18 protein-coding genes are annotated in these 23,056 nt (G+C 53.5%); 9 read left to right on the plus strand and 9 right to left on the minus strand.

Annotated features, from left to right (window positions below; genetic code table 11):
- Positions 1–17 precede the first annotated feature (17 nt).
- Positions 18–1,358: a TRZ/ATZ family hydrolase gene (locus FE848_RS13710; RefSeq protein ID WP_200204040.1), complete on the minus strand. Its 1,341-nt coding sequence runs from the start codon at positions 1,356–1,358 to the stop codon at positions 18–20.
- 137 nt (positions 1,359–1,495) lie between these two features.
- On the opposite strand from FE848_RS13710, the gene mtnA reads away from it, so the two are divergent.
- Positions 1,496–2,593: an S-methyl-5-thioribose-1-phosphate isomerase gene (mtnA, locus tag FE848_RS13715; protein ID WP_200204042.1), complete on the plus strand. Its 1,098-nt coding sequence runs from the start codon at positions 1,496–1,498 to the stop codon at positions 2,591–2,593.
- On the opposite strand, the gene FE848_RS13720 is transcribed toward mtnA, so the two are convergent.
- From FE848_RS13720 to FE848_RS13735, 4 genes are all read right to left on the minus strand, one after another.
- The gene (locus tag FE848_RS13720) at positions 2,582–3,379 is read right to left on the minus strand and encodes a helix-turn-helix domain-containing protein (RefSeq protein WP_227715035.1); all 798 of its coding nucleotides are present in this window, start codon (positions 3,377–3,379) and stop codon (positions 2,582–2,584) included. The genes mtnA and FE848_RS13720 overlap by 12 nt on opposite strands.
- The gene (locus tag FE848_RS13725; protein ID WP_200204045.1) at positions 3,379–5,550 is read right to left on the minus strand and encodes a carboxy terminal-processing peptidase; all 2,172 of its coding nucleotides are present in this window, start codon (positions 5,548–5,550) and stop codon (positions 3,379–3,381) included. Before FE848_RS13725 ends, FE848_RS13720 begins: the two co-directional genes overlap by 1 nt.
- 322 nt (positions 5,551–5,872) lie before the next feature.
- Positions 5,873–8,023 carry a 3-hydroxyacyl-CoA dehydrogenase NAD-binding domain-containing protein gene (locus FE848_RS13730; protein ID WP_200204047.1) on the minus strand — a complete coding sequence of 717 codons (2,151 nt, stop codon included), beginning with the start codon at positions 8,021–8,023 and terminating at the stop codon, positions 5,873–5,875.
- Between the two features lie 32 nt (positions 8,024–8,055).
- Positions 8,056–9,264, minus strand: a complete 1,209-nt coding sequence (locus FE848_RS13735) for an acetyl-CoA C-acetyltransferase (RefSeq protein ID WP_200204050.1) — start codon at positions 9,262–9,264, stop codon at positions 8,056–8,058.
- A 209-nt stretch (positions 9,265–9,473) separates the two neighbouring features.
- On the opposite strand from FE848_RS13735, the gene FE848_RS13740 reads away from it, so the two are divergent.
- A complete protein-coding gene (locus FE848_RS13740) occupies positions 9,474–9,737 on the plus strand; it encodes a late competence development ComFB family protein (RefSeq protein ID WP_200204052.1) in 264 nt (87 codons plus the stop codon).
- A 12-nt stretch (positions 9,738–9,749) separates the two neighbouring features.
- Here the strand turns inward: FE848_RS13740 and FE848_RS13745 are convergent, their stop codons facing one another.
- Positions 9,750–12,209, minus strand: a complete 2,460-nt coding sequence (locus FE848_RS13745) for a DUF349 domain-containing protein (RefSeq protein WP_200204054.1) — start codon at positions 12,207–12,209, stop codon at positions 9,750–9,752.
- A gap of 199 nt (positions 12,210–12,408) precedes the next feature.
- Here FE848_RS13745 and FE848_RS13750 point away from each other — a divergent pair, with 199 nt between their 5' ends.
- Positions 12,409–12,894, plus strand: coding sequence for a regulatory protein RecX (locus FE848_RS13750; RefSeq protein WP_200204056.1), 486 nt, complete (start codon positions 12,409–12,411; stop codon positions 12,892–12,894).
- Positions 12,895–12,897: 3 nt separating this feature from the next.
- On the opposite strand, the gene mltF is transcribed toward FE848_RS13750, so the two are convergent.
- Positions 12,898–14,409, minus strand: coding sequence for a membrane-bound lytic murein transglycosylase MltF (gene mltF, locus FE848_RS13755; RefSeq protein WP_413785014.1), 1,512 nt, complete (start codon positions 14,407–14,409; stop codon positions 12,898–12,900).
- Positions 14,410–14,698: 289 nt separating this feature from the next.
- Between mltF and purL the strand changes: the two genes are divergently transcribed.
- Together purL and FE848_RS13765 are read left to right on the plus strand one after the other, a co-directional pair.
- Entirely contained in the window at positions 14,699–18,604 is a 3,906-nt protein-coding gene (gene purL / locus FE848_RS13760; protein WP_200204060.1) for a phosphoribosylformylglycinamidine synthase, read from the plus strand.
- Between the two features lie 423 nt (positions 18,605–19,027).
- Positions 19,028–19,339: a YqfO family protein gene (locus tag FE848_RS13765; protein ID WP_200204062.1), complete on the plus strand. Its 312-nt coding sequence runs from the start codon at positions 19,028–19,030 to the stop codon at positions 19,337–19,339.
- Here FE848_RS13765 and FE848_RS13770 read toward each other — a convergent pair.
- The gene (locus FE848_RS13770) at positions 19,334–19,897 is read right to left on the minus strand and encodes an NUDIX hydrolase (RefSeq protein ID WP_200204064.1); all 564 of its coding nucleotides are present in this window, start codon (positions 19,895–19,897) and stop codon (positions 19,334–19,336) included. The genes FE848_RS13765 and FE848_RS13770 overlap by 6 nt on opposite strands.
- Before the next feature lie 96 nt (positions 19,898–19,993).
- Between FE848_RS13770 and FE848_RS13775 the strand changes: the two genes are divergently transcribed.
- Genes FE848_RS13775 through purT form a run of 4 tightly spaced genes read left to right on the plus strand, consistent with a single transcriptional unit; the run spans position 19,994 to position 22,562 of the window.
- Positions 19,994–20,575, plus strand: coding sequence for an NUDIX hydrolase (locus FE848_RS13775; RefSeq protein ID WP_200204066.1), 582 nt, complete (start codon positions 19,994–19,996; stop codon positions 20,573–20,575).
- A gap of 13 nt (positions 20,576–20,588) precedes the next feature.
- Positions 20,589–21,116 (plus strand): gamma carbonic anhydrase family protein, encoded by a 528-nt coding sequence (locus tag FE848_RS13780; protein WP_200204068.1) that lies wholly within the window; start codon positions 20,589–20,591, stop codon positions 21,114–21,116.
- 12 nt (positions 21,117–21,128) lie between these two features.
- On the plus strand, positions 21,129–21,311 hold the full coding sequence (locus FE848_RS13785; RefSeq protein WP_200204070.1) for a DUF1289 domain-containing protein: 183 nt from the start codon (positions 21,129–21,131) through the stop codon (positions 21,309–21,311).
- A gap of 54 nt (positions 21,312–21,365) precedes the next feature.
- Positions 21,366–22,562, plus strand: a complete 1,197-nt coding sequence (purT, locus tag FE848_RS13790) for a formate-dependent phosphoribosylglycinamide formyltransferase (protein WP_227715347.1) — start codon at positions 21,366–21,368, stop codon at positions 22,560–22,562.
- Positions 22,563–22,763: 201 nt separating this feature from the next.
- Here the strand turns inward: purT and FE848_RS18755 are convergent.
- Positions 22,764–23,056: hypothetical protein (locus tag FE848_RS18755; protein ID WP_227715348.1), on the minus strand; the 293-nt coding region annotated here is incomplete at its 5' end.

Below are 23,056 nucleotides of genomic sequence, written 5' to 3' on the forward strand. Positions count from 1 at the left end.
AATCTATCGAAATATGGTTAGACAGCCTGTTGCTCGCGGATCTTCTCAGCCCATTCTTCTACGCGGAGCATGAGGTCCGGCACGTCAATACGCGTCAGTTTGCCATCCTGTACCTGAGGTACGCCGTTAATCCAGCTATGGGTTACCGCGCGGCCGTGGTTGCTGTACACAAGATGAGACGCAGGGTCGTAAACCGGCTGAATAAAAGGATCGCTCAGGTCGATGGCAATAATGTCTGCCAGCTTGCCCGCCACCAACGAACCCAGTTCGTGCTCCCGTCCGAGTGCTTTTGCGCCATTGAGCGTGGCCATTTGCAGTGCCTGATGAGCCGAAAGTGCTGCGGCATCATTGGCAACGACCTTGGCTATCATAGCGGCTGTTCGGGCTTCACCGAACAGATCCAGATCATTATTGCTGGCTGCACCGTCTGTGCCTATGGCGAGATTAATGCCGCGTTCCATGAGATTGTGAACCGGGCAAAGCCCGCTGGCGAGTTTGAGGTTGGATTCGGGGCAGTGGATAACATGCGTGCCGGAATCCGCAAGCAAAGCAATGTCTGAGTCGCTGACCTGGGTCATGTGAACACACTGGGTTTTAACGCCCAGAACGCCAAGTTTCGCAAGCCGCTTGATTGGGCGTTGCCCATGCTTTTCCTCAGCCTCTGTTACTTCGAATTCGGTTTCATGCAGGTGAAGCTGAATGCGAGCGCCGGTTTTTTCCGAGAGGGCGACAGCGCGGCTCAGTGGCTCGTCAGATACAGTATAGGGCGCATGAGGGCCAATGGCGGGCATGATGTAGGTGTCGCCTTTCCACGCATTGATCAGCGCTTCGCCTTTGCTCAGGTAGTCATCTGGCCCCGCGCCCCATACGGTGGGGAAGTCCAGAAGAGGGAAACAGATTTGTGCGCGCATGCCGGTATCATGAGCCATCTGGGCCACAATCTCCGGGAAAAAATACATATCTGAAAATGTTGTTGTGCCGGTTCGCAGCATTTCCGCCATGGCCAGCTGTGTACCGTCGGCAATGAACTGTTCGCTCACAAAACGGCCTTCTGCAGGCCAGATATGGTCGTTAAGCCAGGTCATCAAGGGGAGATCATCCGCCATGCCCCGAAACAGCGACATAGCCGCATGGCCATGCATATTGATTAGCCCGGGCATAACCACATGGTTGGGAAGGTTGATGGTCTCTCGCGTATGGAACTCGCGATCTGCCTGTGCCGTGGGCAACACAGCCGCAATCCGGCAGCCCTGAATAATAACGGCCTGATGCTCAAGCACCACTCCGCAGGGTTCAATTGGAATTAGCCAGCGAGCATTGATGCGAATATCGGCTGCGGTGATAGTATCTGCCGTCATTAACCCTACCTTGCAGTGCCGGCGACGAATGGGATTGTGCCCGTAGAAGTGCACAAGTGCGCCGAACGATAAAATGTAGCCCGGAAGTATAACCGTTATACTGCCCGTTTTCAGCGTTGTGAAAGCGGAGCCAGACGATGAATAATCCCAAAGAATCCCCTTCTTTACATACCCCTTGTTCTGATCCGCGATCGGCAGGCACGGTTGCCCTTCGGTGGCAGGGGGCCAGACTGGAATTACTGGATCAGCGGCTGTTACCAGCTCAGGAACACTGGATAACCCTGGAGACCGCAGCCGGTGTCGCGCAAAGCATTCACGACATGGTGGTGCGCGGAGCCCCGGCGATCGGTATCAGTGCCGCATATGGGGTAGCACTGGCTGCCCGGAAGGCTGAAGGCGATGACTGGCAAGCTGAGGTCAAAATGGCTATCCGGGAGTTAGCGGCTTCAAGGCCAACGGCTGTGAATCTGTTCTGGGCCTTGCAGCGAATGGAACGGGTGCTTGAGGGTTGTGTAGCTCTCGATGAAGCACGGCAGCGGCTGGAGGGTGAAGCCGTTGCCATTCATGAAGAAGATCTTGCAGCAAACCTCGCCATGGCAGATCACGCCCTCGAAGCAATGGGGCTTTCTTCTGGCAACTCTTCACCTGTCTCGGTTCTTACCCACTGCAACACAGGCGCGCTTGCAACTGGAGGCTACGGCACCGCATTGGGCGTTATCCGCCGGCTGCATGAGAAACAGCTGCTAAAACAAGTGTACGCGGATGAAACCCGGCCTTGGCTGCAGGGTAGCCGCCTTACCGCGTGGGAATTAGTGCGGGATGGTATCCCGGTAACTCTGAATGCGGATGGCGCAGCGGCAGCGATTCTTGCAACGGGTGAGGTACGGTGGATCATCGTGGGTGCCGACAGGATTACCGCTAATGGCGATGTGGCCAACAAAATTGGCACCTACAGCCTTGCGGTATTGGCACGGCATCACAAGGTCGGATTTATGGTTGTGGCACCCTCCAGCACCGTGGATATGGCGTTGAAATCAGGTGCAGAAATCCCGATTGAAGAGCGGGACGGCAAAGAGGTTCGAGAGATAAGAGGCATTGCACTGGCACCGGAAGGCGTGCCTGTGTTCAACCCGGTGTTCGATGTAACGCCTGCAAACCTGATTGATCTGATCGTAACGGAAAAAGGCGTGGTTCAGAATCCGGGTACTTCAGGAATGCACGGGCTATTTGGCTGAGGGTTTTTTTCCGGTGGCGGCTTTGCTGCTGTCTGGCAGTTCGCTGCTTTGCTTTGCAAGGCTCTCCCGCAGCTCCGCCACCTGCTTTTCCTGATCTTCTGCAAAGTGCAGTGACATCTCAAAACTCTGCCGTGTGAAATCCAGAACCTTACGAAAGCCTTCATCCGAGAGCGTTCGTGCCGAGTCATGCCGGCGGAAGATATTGATGAACTCCCGTTCCCGCTCAAACTGCAAGGGGACTCTTGCCACACCCCAGTCATTCAGGATTTGCCAAACTTCCGGGTTGTAGTTCCGGGTGGTTCGCATAATAAACGGGATGGGATCATTCCGCGCGATAAGGGCGGTCAAACGTAGAATAAGCTCAAAGGAGAGGGTTGCCGTGCCGTTCTCTATGGCTTCAAGAACGGACTTGTCACGGAGGTCGAGGGCTTCACTCATTTCCGAGAGTGTCAGCCCGGCTACTTCACGAATATCCTTGAGAGACTGCCCGGCTACCAGCATGGCCCGGAGTTGGTCCTGGGAATTGATCAGTGCTCGACCTACCCGCAAAGACGTGTCCGTAGCGCGAGCGCCGAAGCGGAAGGCCGATCCGGTGAGGCTGGCAAGGCGGTCAATAATGCCTTCAGGCGCTTTTTCCGAAGCAGGCGCTGCCGGTTTGCGCAGCACATCCACTTCTTCCTGGGAGCGCATGGCGTGCAGCGCATCCAGCAGCATATCCTGCATGGCTCGCGCTTTGTGCTGACGCTCCTGGTCGTTGGCTACCGGTTTGTCAGCTTTCTGGCCCATTACAGTGCTTCCGCCTGAGCAGCAAACTGCTGTGGGGTAAGAATGGAGGCCATGCGCTTATCCAGCTCCAGCATATCCGCCATGATGTCACCGCCTTCGCGAATCACGAAGTCGAGCTCTTCATCGGTAGACCCGAGATCTGCAGCTTGCTGATCTTGCCAGTCTTCAAGCTCTTCCAGAGACTCAAAAGGCTCGTCGCCACGCAGTTCCCGGCGAGCATTGGCAATGGTCAGCCGGGTTCGCTCTATTTGCTCTTGCTGAACGGTGCGCTCATCCAGATTAAGACTCACGGTTTCCCTCTGGCGCTGTTCATTCAGGAAGTCGATTTCCTGCTGCAGGAGCCTGAAATCCGGGCTCTTGGCAAAACGATCGTCATGGCGCTTGCGGAGCTCTTCAATAATGCCGCTGAAATCGAAGTAGCGGGTATGGGGGACTGCGTCGATCTGATCCCAGGGCAGGGCATGATCCAGCGCGTCTTCACCAATACGGGTTTTATCGATACGGGAAGGAATCTCTATATCCGGAATCACGCCTTTGTGCTGGGTGGACCCGCCAGATACCCGATAGAATTTTGATTGGGTAATTTTCAGCTGCCCATGGTTAAGAGGGCGAACGGCCTGCACCGTGCCCTTGCCAAAGGTTTGTGAGCCAACTACCAGGCCGCGGCCATAATCCTGAATCGCACCCGCAAAAATCTCGGAAGCTGAGGCGCTCATACGGTTGGTTAGCACGACCAGAGGCCCATCGTAGGCAACGGAGGCATCGTCGTCATTGAGAACCTGAACTTCGTTGCTCGAGTTGCGAATCTGCACGGTTGGGCCAGTGTCGATGAACAGACCAACCAGATCATTCGCCTCGTGCAAGGCACCGCCGCCATTATTGCGCAAATCCATTACCAGGCCATCGACTCCTTCTTGCTGGAGTTCTGCAATAAGCTTCCGCACGTCACGGGTCGTGCTCTTGTAGTTGGGGTCGCCGGCCTGCATGGCGCGGAAATCAGCATAGAATGTGGGAATGGTAATCACCCCGACAGTGTATTTCTGGCCATTGCGATCAAGTTCGATGGTGTCTTTACTGGCGCTTTGCTCTTCCAGCTTCACTTCATCGCGGTTGATAGAGATGGATTTGGTCAGGGTTTCATCACTTGAGCTGGCAGGAACGACTTCCAGTGTTACCACTGAATTGCGTGGGCCCCGAATGAGGTCGACCACTTCATCCAGTCGCCATCCGATCACGTTAACCGGTTTTTCATTTTCTTGGGCAACGGAAACAATTCTGTCGGCGGGCTTGAGCTGTCCTTGCTTGGATGCAGGACCGCCGGGAACCAGCCTGACTACTTTGGTGTACTCGTTGTCCGCCTGCAGAACCGCACCGATACCTTCAAGGGAAAGGCTCATATTAATGTTGAAGTTTTCAGAAGTGCGCGGTGAAAAATAGGAAGTGTGCGGGTCCCACATTCCGGCAAAAGCATTCATGTAGGCCTGGAAAGCATCCTCGCTACGGGCCTGATAGGCGCGCTTCAACTGGCCTTCGTAGCGGCGCTGGAGCGTATCGATTATATCATCGTCGTCGGCACCGTTAAGCCGTTGGGCCAATACGGCGTTTTTGATGCGCTTGACCCATAGGGCATCCAGTGCCTGCCGGTCTGGCTCCCACTCGGCTTCTGAACGATCAAGCAGGATGGTCTCATTGGTGGTGAAGTCCAGCTTTTCGATGCCATCGTCAAGGGTTTCCAGCGCGAATTGCAGGCGCTCGATAATCCGCTGTTGAACCAGGTTGTAGATATCAAAACCAGGCTGCAGTTGGCCGGTTTTGAGGGCAGATCCCAGTCGGTTTCTGACTTTGCTCATCGTCTCAATGTCGCCGCCGGTCAAATAGACTCGTTGGCCGTCGAGATAGTTCAGATAAGCGTCGAACACATCGCCAGAAAGCTTGTCGCTGATGCCCAGGTCGCGGAAATGGGTGAACTGCAGTTGCCTGGCAATAAGAATGTTGGCGCGCGCTTGGTCAATCGTTGGTGCAACCGGGGTATAGACCTCCGGTTCGACCGCTTTCGCCTGAGCACTGAAAGGTGCTGAGAGCAGCAGGGCGACGGTAAGCGCTTTGCATACACCCATCCGGCCGGCTTTGAACGGTGCGCGACGAACAGATGTTTTTTCCGCGGTGGTCATAGATAGATACCTGACGATGCTGGGTACCTGCCAGACAGATCTGGAACCGGTTAACCCGTGGGCTGATTGATTTATTGTAGGCAAGGGCTACACCCGTTGCTATAGGTATGACGTATCGGTTCGTGACAATCTGTCCATGACTCGGCCTTTTTTAGCCATAAAAGCACCGGGAATCAAAAGAGTAGAGGAGGATATTTGCGAGCTGGGGGTGATGGTCAGTGGAACATGGTGCCACGTGAACATGGGCACGCTGAGGGATTTGTATGGGTATTTACAGGTAGAGCGTGCGGCGGAGGACAGTGTCCTCCGCCGCGCGGCACCTTCAAACGAAGGGCTTTTCCTGCTCCGCGTGCTCAAGCAGCAGCGCGGGTGGTGCAAATCGCTCACCGTAAGCTGCAGCCAGCTCTTTGGCTCTTTCTGCGAAAGCTCTCACACCATACTGGTTAATGAACTGTATGGAGCCGCCTGTCCAGGGTGCATAGCCGATACCGAAGATACTGCCAATGTTGGCATCTTCCACGGTGCGCAGCACGCCTTCTTCCAGGCAGCGAACTGTTTCAATGGCCTGAATGAACAGAATCCGGTCTTTCAGTTCCTGCAGCTCCACCTTGCGAGCTTTTTCTTTGTCCACATAGAGAGTTTCAAGCTCTGGCCACAGGTACTTTTTGCCTTTGGCGGGGTACTCGTAGAAACCGGCACCGGCAGCCTTGCCTGGGCGGCCATGGTCGTTAACCATCTGGTCAATGATCGCTTCTGCAGGGTGGGGCTTCCATGTACCGCCGGCAGCTTCCGTATCCTTTTTACTTTGGCTGCGAACGAGGTGCATCAGAGTCATGCTGACTTCATCGGAAATGGTCAGCGGGCCGACAGGCATGCCTGCAAGCAAGCCGGCATTCTCGATGCTTGAGGGGTGAATACCCTCGCCAAGCATACAGATTCCTTCGTTAACAAAGGTGCCGAAAACTCGGGATGTGAAAAAGCCGCGGCTGTCGTTCACAACCACCGGTGTTTTGCCGATTTGCTGAACATAGTCGAACGCTCTTGCTAGCGTCTCGTCTGACGTCTTTTCGCCAACAATGATTTCCACCAGCGGCATTTTGTCTACAGGCGAGAAAAAGTGCAGCCCGATAAAGTTCTCTGGCTTGGCGGAAGCTTCGGCCAGTTGGGTAATGGGAATAGTGGAGGTGTTGGATGCGAAAATGCCGTTGCTGACCAGCTTCGGTTCAGCCTCGGCGGTAACCTTGGCTTTCAGATCGCTGTCCTCAAACACAGCCTCAATCACAAGATCGCAACCTTCGAGGTCGCTAGCAGAGTCTGTAGCCTTGATTCGGCCCAGGATTTCTGCTTTCTTCTCTTCGGCCATGCGGCCACGGCTAACTTGTTTTGCCAGCAGGTTTTCGGAGTAGCTTTTGCCTTTTTCAGCGCCTTCGACAGTGACGTCTTTTAGCACCACCTCTATACCGCGGATAGCGGTGGAGTAAGCGATACCAGCGCCCATCATTCCTGCGCCCAGTACACCCACCTTTTTAAAGGTTTCTTTCTCTACCCCTTCAGGACGGCTTCCGCCTGAATTAATATCATTCAGCTGGAACCAGAAGGTGCCCGTCATGTTCTTGGCAACCTGGCCAATCACCAGTTCGGCAAAATAGCGGGTTTCAATCAGGCTGCCGCTATCGAAGTCTACCTGGGCACCTTCAACGGCTGCTGCCAGGATGCACTCGGGCGCGGGGTAGCAGCCTTTGGTCTTCTGCTTCAGCATGGCCGGTACAATTGGCAGCTTCTGTGCCATTGCAGGGTGGTGAGGTGCGCCACCTGGCATTTTGTAGCCTTTCTGATCCCAGGGCTGCTGGCACTTGGGGTTGGCATCGATAAACGCACGAGCCTTGGCCATCATGTCTTCAGGGGAGTCGGCTAGCTCGTCAATAATGCCTGCTTTCAAGGCGGCAGATGGGCGCAGTTTTTTGCCTTCCATCAGCAGCGGGAATGCCGCTTCAAGGCCAATCATACGGGGCAAGCGCTGAGTGCCACCACCGCCTGGCAGCAGGCCCAGTGAGACTTCTGGAAGACCCAGCTGAATGCTGTTGTTGTTCAGCACAACTCGGTGGTGGCATGCCAGGGCAATTTCGAAGCCGCCCCCCAGCGCAGTACCGTTGATGGCTGCTACAACGGGCTTGCCACAAGTCTCCAGCGCGCGCATCTGGGCCTTCATGCCGTTGACCATGTCTTCAAAGTACTGGGCATCGTCACGGGTGACTTTGTGAATTTCGTTCAGGTCGCCGCCGGCAAAAAAGGTTTTCTTGGCAGAAGTAACAATGATGCCTCGAATGTTTTCCAGATCGCCTTGAACTTTGGCAACAGTCTCATCAAGGGCTTCCCGGAATGCCGCATTCATGGTGTTTGCGGACTGGCCCGGCATATCAATGGTAAGGGTCAGAATCTGATCTGAACCCAGTTCATAACGGATGGCACTCATAATCGGTTCTCCTATTAGAAAAAGTGTGGGGTTCAGACCCGCTCAATGATGGTGGCTATGCCCATGCCGCCGCCGACGCATAGCGTCGCCAGACCAAAGCGCAAATCACGGCGCTCCAGTTCGTCCAGCAGAGTGCCCACAATCATTGCGCCCGTGGCGCCGAGAGGGTGGCCCATGGCGATTGCACCGCCGTTAACGTTCACTTTTTCATCCGGAACCGAAAGTTCCTTCTGGAAGCGCATTACCACGGAGGCAAAGGCTTCGTTAACTTCAAACAGGTCGATCTGGTCAACAGTCATGCCTGCCTTCTCTAACGCTTTTAGCGATGCCGGGGCAGGACCGGTCAGCATGATGGTGGGATCAGTGCTGGTGACAGCGGTGGCAACGATGCGGGCTCGGGGTTTCAGGCCCAAGGCTTTACCCTTGGCTTCACTACCGATCAGCAGTCCAGTTGCACCATCTACCATGCCAGAAGAGTTACCGGCATGGTGCACGTGATTAATTGTCTCTACATAGTGATATTTTTCACGAGCCACACTGTTAAAGCCCATTTCTCCCATCATCTGGAAAGAGGGTCTGAGGCCAGAAAGAGACTCAAGGGTGGTGTCACCGCGAACGTGCTCATCGCGATCAAGAATTACGACGCCATTTTGGTCGGTAACAGGAACGATAGACTTGGCAAAGTAGCCGTTCTTCCAGGCATTCGCCGCTTTTTGCTGGGATTTGACTGCGAAGGCGTCGACGTCTTCACGGCTAAAGCCTTCCAGGGTGGCAATAAGGTCGGCGCCAATCCCCTGAGGCATGAAGCCTGTGTGCATGTTGGTGTGCGGGTCCATAGCCCAGGCGCCGCCATCAGACCCCATTGGAATGCGGGACATAGATTCAACACCACCGGCAACAACCAGGTCTTCCCAGCCGGAGCGGACTTTCATGGCCGCCAGGTTAACGGCTTCGAGGCCGGATGCGCAGAATCGGTTGAGGGTAACACCAGCGACTTTCTCGTCCCAGTCAGCCGCGAGTGCTGCTGTTTTGGCGATATCAGCACCTTGGTCGCCAACGGCGGTAACGCAACCGAGAACAATATCGTCTACCTGAGAGGTATCGAGATTATTTCTCTCTTGCAGCGCATTGAGCACAGTGGTCAATAACGTAATGGGTTTTACACTGTGCAGTGATCCGTCTTTCTTGCCACGCCCTCTGGGAGTGCGGACCGCATCGAAGATATACGCCTCGGTGGTCATTGCTTGTCCTCTGGTGTTTATTGCTTGGGGATTTACTTTCGAGAAACGTCACCATATCCCTTTGATAGCTATGTGGGTAATGACGCCACCTGCCAATCGCGTTGGCAAAATTGCTCAGAGGTAGTGACAGGCGAGGCTGCGACTTCTATGTTTAGGGTTGGGTCAGAGGTTTTGCGGATGCTCAAAATGGGCTTAAGGGGTGCAACGCCATGTCTTTCAGTAATGCTATCGACAATTTTTACGAACGCTTGGTGATGGATGCAATTGAGGCGACGAGGGAGCCGGGGGACACTGCAGATTTTTTGACTGATGTTATGTGTGTGGCCTTAAACCGGCTGCCTTCCCGATACTACCGGCACACCATCGATATGATGTTCTATTTGGCGGACGAAGAACTCAGAGGTATGAAAGACAACTCCCTGGCAGCCGTCAAGAATGCCAGGGAGTTTGTAAGGGAGCATCAGCGAGAGTGAAGCTCTCGAGGCTTAACTTGCAATCAGGCTATCCAGTGCCCTATTCAAGCGGTTTGCCAGCGACGGATCGGCTCCTTCGTCAGGGGCCTTGAGGCACCAGCCTGCGACAAGGCCCTCTATGCTTTGCAAGGCATTGTCCGCTTTTTCCATGGAGCCCATGCCTTCGGCCAGCCGTTGGACCTGAATTTCCATACGTTTTGTCTGTTCTGCATCCGGAGAGGGTATGCCGGCAAGAATCTCTGCGCGAATAACGATTTCCTGGTCTTCCAATTCGCCCGCAGTCCCCGCAAGTGCTGCCCACCGATCTGGCAAAGCACCCGTGTCCAGATCGCCGTCTGCGCGTGCTAACACGAGAGCCTGCCATTCTGCGATGCCTGCTTTGAGCTTCTGTGCTGCAACCGCTTGGGTCAATCGTTGCTTTTCTTGCTGAATCTGTTCCCTCACTGCTGCTGACGTCTGAGCGGCATCAATGCTGCGAAGATCCGCAATGGCTTTTTCCAGCGACTGCTCATCCTGATCAGAGCCGACACTCGCAACCTGATGCAGCAAGGCTTCCGCTGCTGAATCGGCCTCTTTTGCCGCGAGTTCCTGTTCCGTACGCTGGGCTTCCCGGCGCGCAAAGATTTCATCGCAGGCCTTACGGAACGCCTGCCACAACTTGCGGTCTTCGCGGTGACGGGTAATACCAACCGCTTTCCAGTCTGACTGCAGTGCTTTTGCCTTGTTCATGGCCTCTTGCAGCGGTTCGTGGGCTGTCAAAGCCTGTGCCTGTTCAACAATCGCCAGCTTCAGGGCTTCATTCTTTTGACGCTCTTGTTCGATAGGTGCTTCAAGCTTTTTCAGGAGGTCATCGAACTGCTTCTGCACCTGCCGGTTATCCCGGAATTCCACTGGCCAGGCAGATTTCCATTCCTGGCGGGCGGTTTGAAGAATATGCTCGACGGCCTTCCAGTCTATGCTGTTCCAGTCTGCGCCGTTTACAAAAAGCTCCAACTCGGCGCAGATCGTTTTGCGCTTATCCAGGTTCGCCTGTTTCAGGCCTGACTTGGCTTTGAAGTAGGCTTTGCAGGGCTCATATGCTTTGTCGGAGGCCTGTTTGAAACGTGCCCACAAGATGCGATCTGATGACCCGCCCAGTTCCCGCCATTCTTTTTGAAGGTCTTTTATGCGCTCGGATTTAGCTTCTGGTTCCATGGACTGTTCGGCCAGATACTCCATCTGTTCACACAGAGCTATCTGTTTGGGTTCAGTGGCAAATCCTTGCCAATCCGTTAGCTCCCGGAGCTGGCCAGTGAGCAGTTGTACTCGAGGCTGAAACCCCTTGCTATGGCGGTGGTCAAGGGATTTCAATTGCTGTTGGGCGGTTTTCAGGAGTTCACGGGAACTCTTGAGGCGCTTGGCTTCGAGGGCTTCTTCCAGTTGATCCAGCGTGGCTTTCAGGTTTTCCGACGACACCTGTTGCTGCTTGTTATCCTCGCTGGTCTTTGCCGGAGCCTTGGGCTTGCCGGCCAGCTTGCGTGCGGGTTCCAGCATGTCTGGGGCAGGGAAGCCTTGAGGCCAATTAATCTCAGCAAGGATATCTGACGCGCGCTTCTGGTCTTCAGGGGTTGCCTCCTGAATATTGGTCTCCGAGATGGCAATCAGTGATTCTTTTGTCTGGGTGATATGGCGGACTGCGCTGGTGTAATTGCGGAGCGCCATCATCGACATTTCATAGGATTTCTGTTGCTGCTTGTCTACGTGAGTCTCACGGGTAGCCTCCAGCCAGCGGTTTTCCTGCGTTTTCTGGAGTGCGTCCAGTGATGCAAGTGACGCGAGATTGTCTGTGGGTTGTTGCCGGAGATCATTCAGGGTTTGCGCAATCAGTTCGAGGGTTTCGTCGCGCTGAAGTCGCTGCTCAATCTCGAGTTTTTCTGCATCCTGCGCTGCTTTTACCTCGGCTAGCCGCTCTCTGCAGCGGTGTACGGACTTAAGGAAATCGTTTGTCTGATCGGGTGTCGCGCTGCCCTCAACCTTCGCCCACTGGTTGAGAAGTGTTTCCAGGCGGGCTTCAAACAGGCTGGTGTCGTCGCTTTTAGCCTGATCGTGGGCATTACGGATCAGTGTCGAGATAGTGTCCGAAATGGCATCCTTTATGGCCTGTTCTTCCCTGATAGACTGCAGCTTTTGCCGTACTAGCTGATACACGCCCTTGTCGCGGCTTTTGGCCTGCTTTTGTACGCGCTGCAGGAGATCGCCATCCTGCACCAAGTCAGCAGCTCTAAGCCGAATGTCTGCTGTTGAACCCTCAATGGCGAGGTTTGCCGCAATTTCCTGGCTCGGTGTGCCCTGCAGCATTTGTAGCTGCTCTTCCCTTAACTCTGCGCGTTTGTCCTCTACTGGCTCTGCCGGAGGGTGCGGGCGATCTGGCGCTTTGCGGCCCGATACGACAGGTTTGCGGGATTTGAACAGTTTCTGGAGGAATGCAGCCATGACGTTATCCTTAGGGATTGAAACCAGTCTGCGGTGTCGGGCAAAGTAAGCCGGCACCGGCCATCGGCTCTCGTAAATTCAGGTTTAGAGTGCCGGACACGTTTGTCGCAGCTTCGGGTATTGAAAGCCAAAAATCTGCGTCGACATTATAAAATCGGAGCTAGTCTAGCGTTTTGTGAGCGTTTGCGGGAAGGGTTGAATGGCAAAACAGGAAAATAGCGACGAACAGGAATACAAAGCGCGGTCGGTGGCGCTGAGGTTGCTTGCTCGGCGAGAGCACAGCCGGCAGGAGTTGGCGCTGAAATTACGTCAGCGGAAGCTTGAAGCTTCTATCATCTCATTGGTTTTGGACGACTATGAAAGCGAAGGTTGGTTGGATGACAACCGGTTTGCGGATGTCTATTCCCGCCAACGAATTGATCTGGGGTATGGTCCCTTGAAAGTACTTGCTGAGTTGCAGCAACGTGGTATTCATCAGGCGCCAGCCTGCGTCGACGAGCTTGCTGATGCGGATTGGATCCGAAATGCGCTTTTGCTGAGGGAGAAGCGTTTCGGGCTGTCGGATCTTGGCGATGACTGGGATGAAAGGCTGCGGCAAGCCCGCTTCTTCACTCGTCGGGGGTTCACGGCCAGCCAGGTAGAGCGCGTGTTGGAAGTCAGTGATGCGGCTGATCTTGGCTTTTAGGTGCTAAAGCGTTGGCGGTATCATTCCAAGCTCAGGGGGTAGGCTAGCTCTCATGCCTGCTCCGTCTCCTGCCAGCTCTCTTGAAGAGTTTTCATTTGCGCTCTGTTCCAGACCAACAAATGGGGAGGCCGAGGCAGCTATGCTTTCCGTAGGCTCCATCATCCGGGCGAGCACGTCGTAGTACCTGCGGATATTCTGCACATAGAGAACGGGCTCATGGCCGCGGGCATACCCGTAGCGTGTCTGTTTGTACCACTCTTTTTGGGCAAGTAGTGGCAAGAATTCTTTTACATCCATCCAGCGGTCGGGGTTTTTACCGGCATTTTCGGTAAGCCTGCGGGCATCCTCAAGGTGTCCGTAGCCAACATTGTAGGATGCCAGAGCGAACCAGGTGCGATCGGGCTCTGCTATACGCTCGGGAATTCTCCGGTGCACCATTCGGAAGTATTTGGCACCACCCTGGATGCTCTCTTCCGCGTCCAGTCGATTGTTGATGCCAATGTAGTTTGCGGTGTTGCGCGTGAGCATCATCAGCCCGCGGACCCCGGTCGGGGAAACTGCATTAGGGCGCCAGTGTGATTCCTGGTAGCCAATAGCTGCGAGCAGTCGCCAGTCCATATTAAATATGGCGGCGTTATCTCTGAAAAGAGACTCATATGTAGGCAGTCGGTTTTCCACATGATGCATGAAGGTGCGGGCACCGACATAGTTCAGGTGATCCAGGTGGCCATAAAAACGCTCTGAAAGCTGAGCGGTGATGCCGTTAGCCTGCATTTTTTCGATAAATGCTTTCGCTGCATTCACCAACGAGTCGTCCTGGCTCGCCGGAAGTAACCATGCCAGTTCGCTGGCATCGCCAAGTGCAAACGCTTGTTTGACCTGGGGAAAAAAGACGTGGTTCAGCTCCAGTTCATTGGATGAGACTACGGCGTAGGAGAGCTCGCCAGTTTCAACGCGCGCAAGAATACCGGCAGCGTCCAGCCCCGGGTGAACCTGCCAGGATACGCCTGATGCACTGTTCGTATGGGCTTGTAGCTGATACTCATGATTGCTGTCAGGCACCAGGTGAAGCATCTGCCCCGCCAGGTCAGCGAGTGATTCGGGCCGCTCCACATCGCGATTATAAACAACGACTGATTGCGCCATGATGCCGGTAGGGAGTGTCTTGTACTGGCCTTCAAAAAGCGGTTGCGCTGAAAGGCCTGCCAGCCCGATGTGTGCAAAATCACGGGAAAGTACGGAAAGAATTTCGGTGTTATCTTCTGCAACCCGGAGGCGGAGCTCGACTCCCAATTCGTCGGCAAAGAGTTTGGCCAGTTCGTAATCATAGCCTGTGGGGCCTTCACGCCCTTCGTAATAGATAGAAGGCGCAACCCGGGTAATAACGTGCAGAACTCCCTCGTTACGGATTTCCTGCAGGGTGCTCGGCTGGCTGCACCCGGCGAGAGCGAGCAGGGCCAGTGTGCAGGCGAGGAACGATCTGTAAGCCGTTGCTGCATTGTATACAGTCAGAATTCTTGGCAAGTCCCTGTTCTCCGTTACCGCTGGATCAACGGGATGCGCCCAAACAGGCTGGCGGCATCCGGTGTCTTGGTGCGTGTGGTCTCCATGTCCACTAGCTAATGATCCCTGTTGCAGCCAAAGGGGTCAATCAGGCTGATCAATTACTGCGCAAAATAATGTCAAATCTATGCGAATCGAATAAGCTTCCCAGCGCTGTATCCCGGCAGAGCTTTCAAGTATCATATGCGCCTTCTCAGAATGCACCCGGACTTCCCCGTTTCGCGCGATACAGGTTGATATCATGCTTGAACTTCGCGGCGCTCCCGCGCTTTCACCATTTCGTTCCCATAAACTGTACGCCAGAATTCAGGCCATTGTGCCTGAGATTGAGCATGTTTATGCCGAGTTTATGCACTTTGTGGATCTGGAGGGCGTGCTTTCTGATTCCGAGCAGGCCATCCTTGATCGGCTGCTGACTTATGGCCCCAGCGTACCCGCTGAAGAGCCAGATGGTGTGCTTTTTCTCGTTGTGCCGCGCCCGGGAACCTTGTCTCCCTGGTCCAGTAAGGCAACGGATATTGCGCGCAACTGCGGTTTGCGACAGATTCAGCGCATAGAGCGCGGCACGGCCTTCTATATCAAATCGAGTAAAAAGCTTGGTCTCGACCAGCGCGAGAAGGTTGCAGCGCTGCTGCATGATCGCATGACCCAGAAAGTCTTCCATGAAATGGGTGGTGCACAGTTGCTGTTCAATCGAGAAGAGCCGCGCCCTCTGGAGCGAGTTTCAGTATTGGCTGGCGGTCGAGCTGCGCTGGTAGAAGCAAACAGACGCCTCGGGCTTGCGCTGGCCGATGACGAAATCGATTATCTTGTGAAGTCCTTTGTCGGCCTCGAGCGGGATCCTACCGATGTAGAACTCATGATGTTTGCTCAGGCAAACTCTGAGCATTGCCGCCACAAAATATTCAATGCCTCCTGGGATATTGACGGTGAGGGCCAGGAAAAGTCGCTGTTTGCCATGATTCGTAACACCTATGAGATGAACAGCGAAGGTGTGCTCTCTGCCTATAAGGATAACGCTTCGGTTATTCAGGGAAGTCGAGGTGGTCGTTTCTTCCCGGATCCGGTAACAGGTATTTACGAATATAATCAGGAAGACATCCACATTCTTATGAAGGTGGAGACCCATAACCACCCAACGGCCATTGCCCCTGCGGCTGGCGCGGCAACCGGCTCCGGCGGTGAAATCCGCGATGAGGGCGCAACCGGTCGCGGTTCCAAACCGAAGGCGGGGTTGACGGGGTTCACCGTCTCCAACCTCAACATGCCAGATGATCCCCAGCCCTGGGAAATCAATTACGGCAAGCCTGAGCGGATAGCCTCCGCTCTGGATATCATGATTGAAGGCCCCATTGGCGGCGCCGCATTCAATAACGAGTTTGGCCGCCCCAATATCGCGGGCTATTTCCGTACATTTGAAGAGAAAGTTGCCGGCCCTGCGGGTGATGAAGTACGGGGCTACCACAAGCCCATCATGATCGCCGGTGGCCTTGGAAATATCCGCGCAGAACATGTTGAAAAAGGTGAGATACCTGTAGGCGCCAAACTCATTGTGTTGGGTGGCCCTTCCATGCTTATCGGTCTTGGAGGCAGTGCTGCTTCCTCTATGGACTCCGGCTCCAGTAACGAGAACCTCGACTTTGCATCCGTGCAGCGTGACAACCCGGAAATGGAACGGCGTTGTCAGGAAGTGATCGACCGCTGCTGGCAGATGGGCGAGCAAAACCCGCTCTGCTTCATCCATGACGTTGGCGCCGGTGGTCTTTCTAACGCCATGCCTGAATTGGTGAAGGACGGCGGTCGTGGCGGAAAGTTTGAGTTGCGGGATATTCCCAGCGATGAGCCTGGTATGTCGCCATTGGAAATCTGGTGTAACGAGTCTCAGGAACGGTATGTCATGGCGGTGGCTCCCGAAAATCTTGAGCTTTTCGACGCGCTGTGTCGTCGTGAGCGCTGCCCGTATGCCGTGATTGGAGAGGCGACGGAAGCCCATCATCTCGAGTTGAGCGATTCCTATTTTAACGACAAGCCTGTTGATCTTCCGATGGATGTGCTTTTCGGTAAGCCGCCCCGTATGCACCGGAGTATTAACAGAACATCGTTCAGCAAGCCGCTGTTTGACTCCACCCAGATTGATCTGAATGACGCCATTCGCAGACTTCTGAGGCTGCCTTCAGTGGGCTCCAAGAGCTTCCTGATCACCATAGGTGACCGCACGATTACCGGGCTTGTTGCTCGGGACCAGATGGTTGGTCCATGGCAGGTGCCTGTCAGTGATGTTGCGGTTACGGCAAGCTCTTTTGATGTTCTGACGGGTGAAGCCATGGCCATGGGCGAACGTACACCGATCGCAGCCATTGATGCGCCCGCATCAGGTCGGATGGCTGTAGGCGAAGCCATTACAAACCTGGCAGCAGCCGCAATTGGCAAATTATCAGACATTCGCTTGTCGGCTAACTGGATGTCAGCCGCAGGCCACCCGGGAGAGGACGAGAACCTCTACGAAACAGTTCGAGCAGTTGGCATGGAGTTGTGCCCCGAGTTGGGGATAACCATTCCTGTAGGCAAGGACTCCATGTCCATGAAGACGGTTTGGGAAGAGGATAACGGCGAACAGAAGAGTGTAACCGCGCCTCTCTCGTTGATTGTCAGTGGTTTTGCACCGGTTACCGATGTTTCTCGCACCCTTACGCCCCAGTTGATAACGGATGCTGGAGACACAGATCTGATTCTTGTGGATCTGGGCGCTGGGCAGAATCGGTTAGGTGGGTCGGCTTTGGCTCAAGTTTACCGTCAGGTCGGAGCTGTGGCACCTGATCTCGACGATCCGGAAGATATCAAAGCGTTTTTTGCTGTTATTCAGGGATTGAACGCCGACGACAAGCTACTGGCCTATCACGACCGCTCTGATGGCGGATTGTTTGTGACTCTTGCTGAAATGAGTTTTGCCGGCCGCACCGGTATAGATATCAAACTGGATGGATTGACAGACGACGCCAGTCAGATTGTCCGCGAGTTGTTCAATGAAGAATTGGGCGCTGTTATTCAGGTGCGCAGGGATGATACGGATTTCGTTCTACAGCAGTTTTCAGCGGCTGGCTTGGGGGACCACGTCAGTGTTGTGGGCACATTGAGTGATCAGGATCGCCTGCGATTGTCCTTTGAAGGTGAAATGGTTGCAGATGATGCGCGAGTGGATCTACAGCGCCTGTGGTCTGAGACCAGTTATCGCATTCAGTCCCTGAGGGATAACGCAGATTGTGCGCAGGAAGAGTTTGATAATCTGCTTGATGCGGATAACCCTGGGCTTCATGCCGAGCTCACCTATGATGTGAACGAGGATGTTGCTGCGCCTTATATCAACAAGGGAATTCGCCCGAGAGTTGCTGTCTTGCGTGAGCAGGGTGTTAACGGGCAGGTTGAGATGGCCGCTGCATTTGATCGGGCTGGTTTTGAGTCTGTCGATGTGCACATGAGCGATCTGCTATCCGGACGAGTGAATCTCGAGACGTTTAATAGTCTCGTGGCTTGTGGCGGGTTCTCATACGGGGATGTGCTGGGTGCCGGTGAAGGTTGGGCAAAGTCCATTCTGTTCAACGACCGTGTTCGTGATCAGTTTGCCGCTTTCTTCAACCGCCAGGACACTCTCGCGCTGGGTGTTTGTAATGGTTGCCAGATGTTGTCCAATCTGCACGAATTGATTCCGGGCAGCGAAGGCTGGCCACGTTTCGTTCGTAACCAGTCGGAGCAGTTCGAGGCACGGTTGGCGATGGTTGAAGTAATGTCGTCACCTTCAGCATTCCTGGAAGAAATGGCAGGTTCGCGTATGCCAATAGCGGTCGCTCATGGTGAAGGGCGGGTAGAGTTTTCCGGTAGTGCTTCTGCTTCAGAGCTCGCAGAAAGTGAGCGGGTAGCGCTACGCTTCGTGGATAACCGGGGTCAGGCGACGATGCGTTATCCTTATAATCCAAATGGCTCGCAAGATGGCATAGCGGGGGCAACTACTCGGGATGGTCGTATTACCATTATGATGCCTCACCCTGAACGAGTGTTCCGCGCTGTCCAGCACTCATGGCGACCCGCGGATTGGCAGGAAGACGGTTCCTGGATTCGCATGTTCCGAAATGCCAGACGCTGGTTTAGCTGATGGACTGATCGGTTGAAAGACTGGAAAAACCGGCTTTGGTGAGCCTCAAAAGGGAGGGCTTTCCGGAGCCGGTTTTTTTGTGCCTGAATTTTGAGCGTTTTGAGTTTATCAAGCGAATAATGCGGATATATTGGAAAAAAACTCCTTGACTCATTATGTTTATGCACATTGCGAGCTCAGTCTTGTGCATTCTGTGAACAATGCAGAGCGTAGGCGTTCAGTGTTTGTACAAAAGTTGTAACCTGTTGAAATATATCGGTTTAATGAATCAGGTGAATTTGTCGCCAATTTAACGGGAGTGCAGTAAGTACGGGGTTTATAGAGGTGTTCCCCAAAACTTTCCCCAGAGTTATCCACAGAATCTGTGGGTAAGTGCCTAAGCCATTAATCTGTACAAAAAATATCCTGCTCAAAGGAGGTTTCATGTATAAAATATGCTATTTCGTGCCGGAGACACATTTGGAAAAAACCAAACAGGCACTCTTCGATATCGGGGCAGGGCGCATAGGGGATTACGATTCTTGCGCCTGGCAGTGCAGAGGGCAGGGACAGTTCCGCCCTCTTGAGGGTAGCAACCCTTTTTTGGGGGAAAGTGAGGCGCTGAAGGTTGTGGACGAGTTCAAGGTAGAGCTTGTTTGCACCGATGAACTAATCCGTAAAGCGGTTGTGGCGCTCAAGCAGGCCCATCCCTATGAAGAGCCTGCTTACGAGATTTATCGCATGGAAATATTATAGATCGTCTTTGCTTCGGGTCGCGGCGATAGGGCGCCGGATATCACGTATGTGCACACCGAAAGAGTCGTTCTTCAGGTCATCCAGAAACAGTTCCAGGGTTTTTCGCACAGTCGGGAAGGAAATATCGCCCCAGGGAATTTCGTCCACAGCAAACAGGCGGGTTTCAAGGGACTCCTCACCAGCACCAAAGTTCCCGTTTTTTAGTGTCGCGCGATAGAACATGTGAACCTGGTTTATGTGCGGAACATCGATAATGGAATAAAGGCCGTCTATATTTACTTCGGCCAGTGCCTCTTCCAGCGTCTCGCGCTCGGCCGCCTCAACGGTTGTTTCGGCATTTTCCATGTATCCCGCCGGAAGGGTCCAGTACCCGTAGCGAGGTTCAATTGCTCGACGGCAAAGAAGGATCTTTCCCTCCCATACTGGCACTGTACCCGCGATGATGCGTGGGTTTTGATAGTGTATTGTGCTGCAGTTGATGCACACATAGCGGTGGCGGTTGTCGCCTTCGGGGATGCGCTGTTTAACCGGATGGCCGCATGTGCTGCAGTACTTCATATTTTTCCCCGTATACTTGAATTCAGCGAATGTTAAGTTTAATGATCGTTGCTACTGCTGTCTCATTCAACACCAGATTTGTTCAGGAGTTCCGGTTTGCGTGATTTACTTGTACAGCGTTTAACGGGCTATGCGCCTCAGAAGCTCGATCTGAACTATACCGAAGCAGGCATCCTTGTGCCGGTTACTGACGATCCTGGTAATCCTGAAATGATATTTACGCTGCGTTCGACAAATTTGAGCACTCACCGCGGTCAGGTTGCCTACCCCGGGGGGAAGCGGGATCCCGGAGATTTATCGTTGGCCGCGACGGCGCTGCGGGAAACCCATGAAGAGATTGGTCTGCCACCAGATCAGGTGGAAATCATTTCACCGTTGAGCCAAGTGATGTCACGTCACGGGATACTTGTCTCTCCTTACGTTGGTGTTGTGCCTGTGGAGTATCCGTTGGAACCAAATCCCGGCGAGATTGATAGCGTCTTTCGAGTGCCTCTTTCTTTCTTTCTGGAAGACAGGCGCGAACGTACAGATGCGATACCGTTTCAGGACCAAACAATTCATGTGCCTTGTTATCGGTGGGAGCGATATCAAATCTGGGGCTTGTCTGCTGTGGTTCTGGTCGATTTTTTAAATGCTGTGTACGATGCTGATATCGATTTGCTCAAACCCCGAACATAATAAGGAAAATAGAATGCTCTATGAGTTGGATGGCCGTGCCCCGGTGTTGAAAGGCAGTAGTCAGTTTGTAGCAGACAATGCGACGGTGATTGGCAATGTGGAGCTTCACGAAAAAAGTAGTGTCTGGTTCAACGTGGTGATCCGTGGAGATAACGAGCTTATTACGATTGGACCAGAGACAAACGTTCAGGATGGCTCTGTTCTCCACACAGATCCGGGTATCCCGCTGACGCTAGGGCGGGGTGTTACAGTTGGTCATAAAACCATGCTTCACGGTTGTGAGGTTGGGGACTATTCACTGATCGGTATCAATGCGGTTGTTTTGAATGGTGCCAAGATCGGAAAGTACTGCCTTATTGGTGCGAACACCCTTATCCCTGAAGGAATGGTTGTTCCAGACGGCTCATTGGTGGTTGGGTCGCCGGGAAAAATCAAAAGGGAACTCACCGAGCAACAAAAGAAGATGCTCGAACTCAGTGCCGCGCACTATGTACACAATGCAAGCCGTTATATGAAAAGCTTGAAGCCTGTAAAAAACTGAGATGAATTTGTTATGGCTGTTGAGGATAAAGTCCGATCGCCCTGCGTGAGTATATGCGCTCTTGATGAGCGGGATGTATGTATAGGGTGTCAGCGCACCAGTGATGAGATCCTGAGCTGGACATCAATGACCAACTGCGAGCGTAAAGCTGTGCTTGTGAAAGTCGCTGAGCGGGAGCGGGAAGTGGCGCTTTAACTGAACGCAAAAAGGATGCCTGAGAGATTTCAGGTACTTGCAGGAGGATCTGGTTTGAATGAAGTAGGGAATGTAACGCTGGGCACGCCACTTAAAGCAAACGCTTTTAAGGTATTGCTGTGTGGCTCAGGTGAGCTTGGCAAAGAAGTGGCAATAGAGTTGCAGAGGTATGGGGTTGAGGTAATTGCAGCAGACCGTTACCCGAACGCCCCTGCCATGCAGGTGGCTCATCGTAGCCACGTAATAGATATGTTGGATGCGCAGGCTTTAAGGAACATAGTCGAGATTGAAAAACCCGACCTCATTGTGCCCGAAATCGAAGCCATTGCGACAGCTGAATTGATCAAGCTTGAGCAGGAAGGTTATAGGGTAATACCTTCCGCAAGGGCAGCCCACCTGACTATGAACAGGGAAGGGATTCGGCGCCTGGCTGCAGAAGAGCTGGGAGTGAAAACGTCGCCTTACCGGTTTGTTGACACAAAAGAGGCATTCCTGGAAGCGGTCAAGGCGATAGGAATGCCCCTCGTTGTTAAGCCGGTAATGAGTTCCTCTGGTAAAGGGCAGAGTACGGTTAGCGATGAAAGTGAGATTGACGCCGCTTGGGAGTACGCGCAAACAGGCGGTCGTGCGGGAAAGGGTAGGGTTATTGTTGAAGGCTTTGTGACATTTGATTATGAAATAACCCTGCTGACCGTCAGGCACTCTGGCGGCGTTAGCTTCTGCGAGCCTATAGGGCACCGCCAGAAAGAGGGCGATTACCGTGAATCCTGGCAGCCGCAGCCCATGTCGGCTAAAGCACTGGAGCGTTCGCGTGACGTTGCTTTAAAAATCACCGAGAATCTGGGTGGCTATGGGGTATACGGAGTGGAGTTGTTCATACGCGGGGACGACGTGTATTTCTCAGAGGTGTCTCCCCGGCCCCATGATACTGGTCTTGTTACGCTGGTATCTCAGGATTTGTCGGAGTTTGCTTTGCATGCAAGAGCCATACTCGGATTGCCGGTTCCGGTTATTCGGCAGCAGGGTCCTTCTGCGTCAGCGGTCATTTTGCCAGAAGGGAATTCCTCATCTGTAGCCTTCAGCGGATTGAGCATGGCGCTTGCAGTACCAGATGTGCAGTTAAGGCTTTTTGGTAAGCCTGAACTCGTGGGGCGTCGGCGGATGGGTGTTGCTCTGGCACAAGGGGCCACTATAGAAGAGGCAAAGGCCAAAGCAATCGCTGCAGTTAGGGCGGTCGAGGTTCGTCTGTAAGCGGGATGATAAGGCCCCGGTTCATCTATGAAAGTGCTAAAGTGGACCTTGAGATCGGCGTGACAGGGATAAAGACATAAAAAGTTGCATTGCACCGTTGACACCCGCGCCAAGCTCTGTAGAATGCGCATCTCTTTCGAGGGGAGCACATCTGAGACGCTTTCCGATCAAAGAGTAACCGCTTGAATAAATTGAAGATTTTTAAATGCTTTCTTCGAGCAAGTGGTTGACAAGATGAGTAAACGCTGTAGAATGGCTTATCTGGATTAAGAAATGACAGTTTGATTCGAAAAGGTTCATTTTTAACTTCTCTCGAATTAAACGGTTGACAAGGCGGCGAGACGATGTAGAATACGCCACCTTGATTGAGCAGCGGCTCAAACGCTCTTTAACAAATTGACCAAGTAATTCGTGTGGGCGCTGGCTGGAGTATTTCGACAAGAAATACCAAGGCAAGCGACTCGTCGAAAATTGAGTTTTGTCTTGAGCAAAGG

Origin of the sequence: Marinobacter sp. 1-3A, from assembly GCF_016597775.1 — a bacterium.
In the GTDB taxonomy this organism is placed as follows: domain Bacteria; phylum Pseudomonadota; class Gammaproteobacteria; order Pseudomonadales; family Oleiphilaceae; genus Marinobacter; species Marinobacter xiaoshiensis.

Coding starts and splice junctions, on each gene's coding strand:
- FE848_RS13770 (WP_200204064.1), bottom strand. CDS start 19,897: ATGAAGTACTGCAGCACATGCGGCCATCCGGTTAAACAGCGCATCCCC.
- FE848_RS13735 (WP_200204050.1), bottom strand. CDS start 9,264: ATGACCACCGAGGCGTATATCTTCGATGCGGTCCGCACTCCCAGAGGG.
- FE848_RS13710 (WP_200204040.1), bottom strand. CDS start 1,358: ATGACGGCAGATACTATCACCGCAGCCGATATTCGCATCAATGCTCGC.
- purL (WP_200204060.1), top strand. CDS start 14,699: ATGCTTGAACTTCGCGGCGCTCCCGCGCTTTCACCATTTCGTTCCCAT.
- FE848_RS13780 (WP_200204068.1), top strand. CDS start 20,589: ATGCTCTATGAGTTGGATGGCCGTGCCCCGGTGTTGAAAGGCAGTAGT.
- FE848_RS13765 (WP_200204062.1), top strand. CDS start 19,028: ATGTATAAAATATGCTATTTCGTGCCGGAGACACATTTGGAAAAAACC.
- FE848_RS13720 (WP_227715035.1), bottom strand. CDS start 3,379: ATGGGCCAGAAAGCTGACAAACCGGTAGCCAACGACCAGGAGCGTCAG.
- FE848_RS13725 (WP_200204045.1), bottom strand. CDS start 5,550: ATGACCACCGCGGAAAAAACATCTGTTCGTCGCGCACCGTTCAAAGCC.
- FE848_RS13745 (WP_200204054.1), bottom strand. CDS start 12,209: ATGGCTGCATTCCTCCAGAAACTGTTCAAATCCCGCAAACCTGTCGTA.
- FE848_RS13740 (WP_200204052.1), top strand. CDS start 9,474: ATGTCTTTCAGTAATGCTATCGACAATTTTTACGAACGCTTGGTGATG.
- FE848_RS13730 (WP_200204047.1), bottom strand. CDS start 8,023: ATGAGTGCCATCCGTTATGAACTGGGTTCAGATCAGATTCTGACCCTT.
- FE848_RS13750 (WP_200204056.1), top strand. CDS start 12,409: ATGGCAAAACAGGAAAATAGCGACGAACAGGAATACAAAGCGCGGTCG.
- mtnA (WP_200204042.1), top strand. CDS start 1,496: ATGAATAATCCCAAAGAATCCCCTTCTTTACATACCCCTTGTTCTGAT.
- FE848_RS13785 (WP_200204070.1), top strand. CDS start 21,129: ATGGCTGTTGAGGATAAAGTCCGATCGCCCTGCGTGAGTATATGCGCT.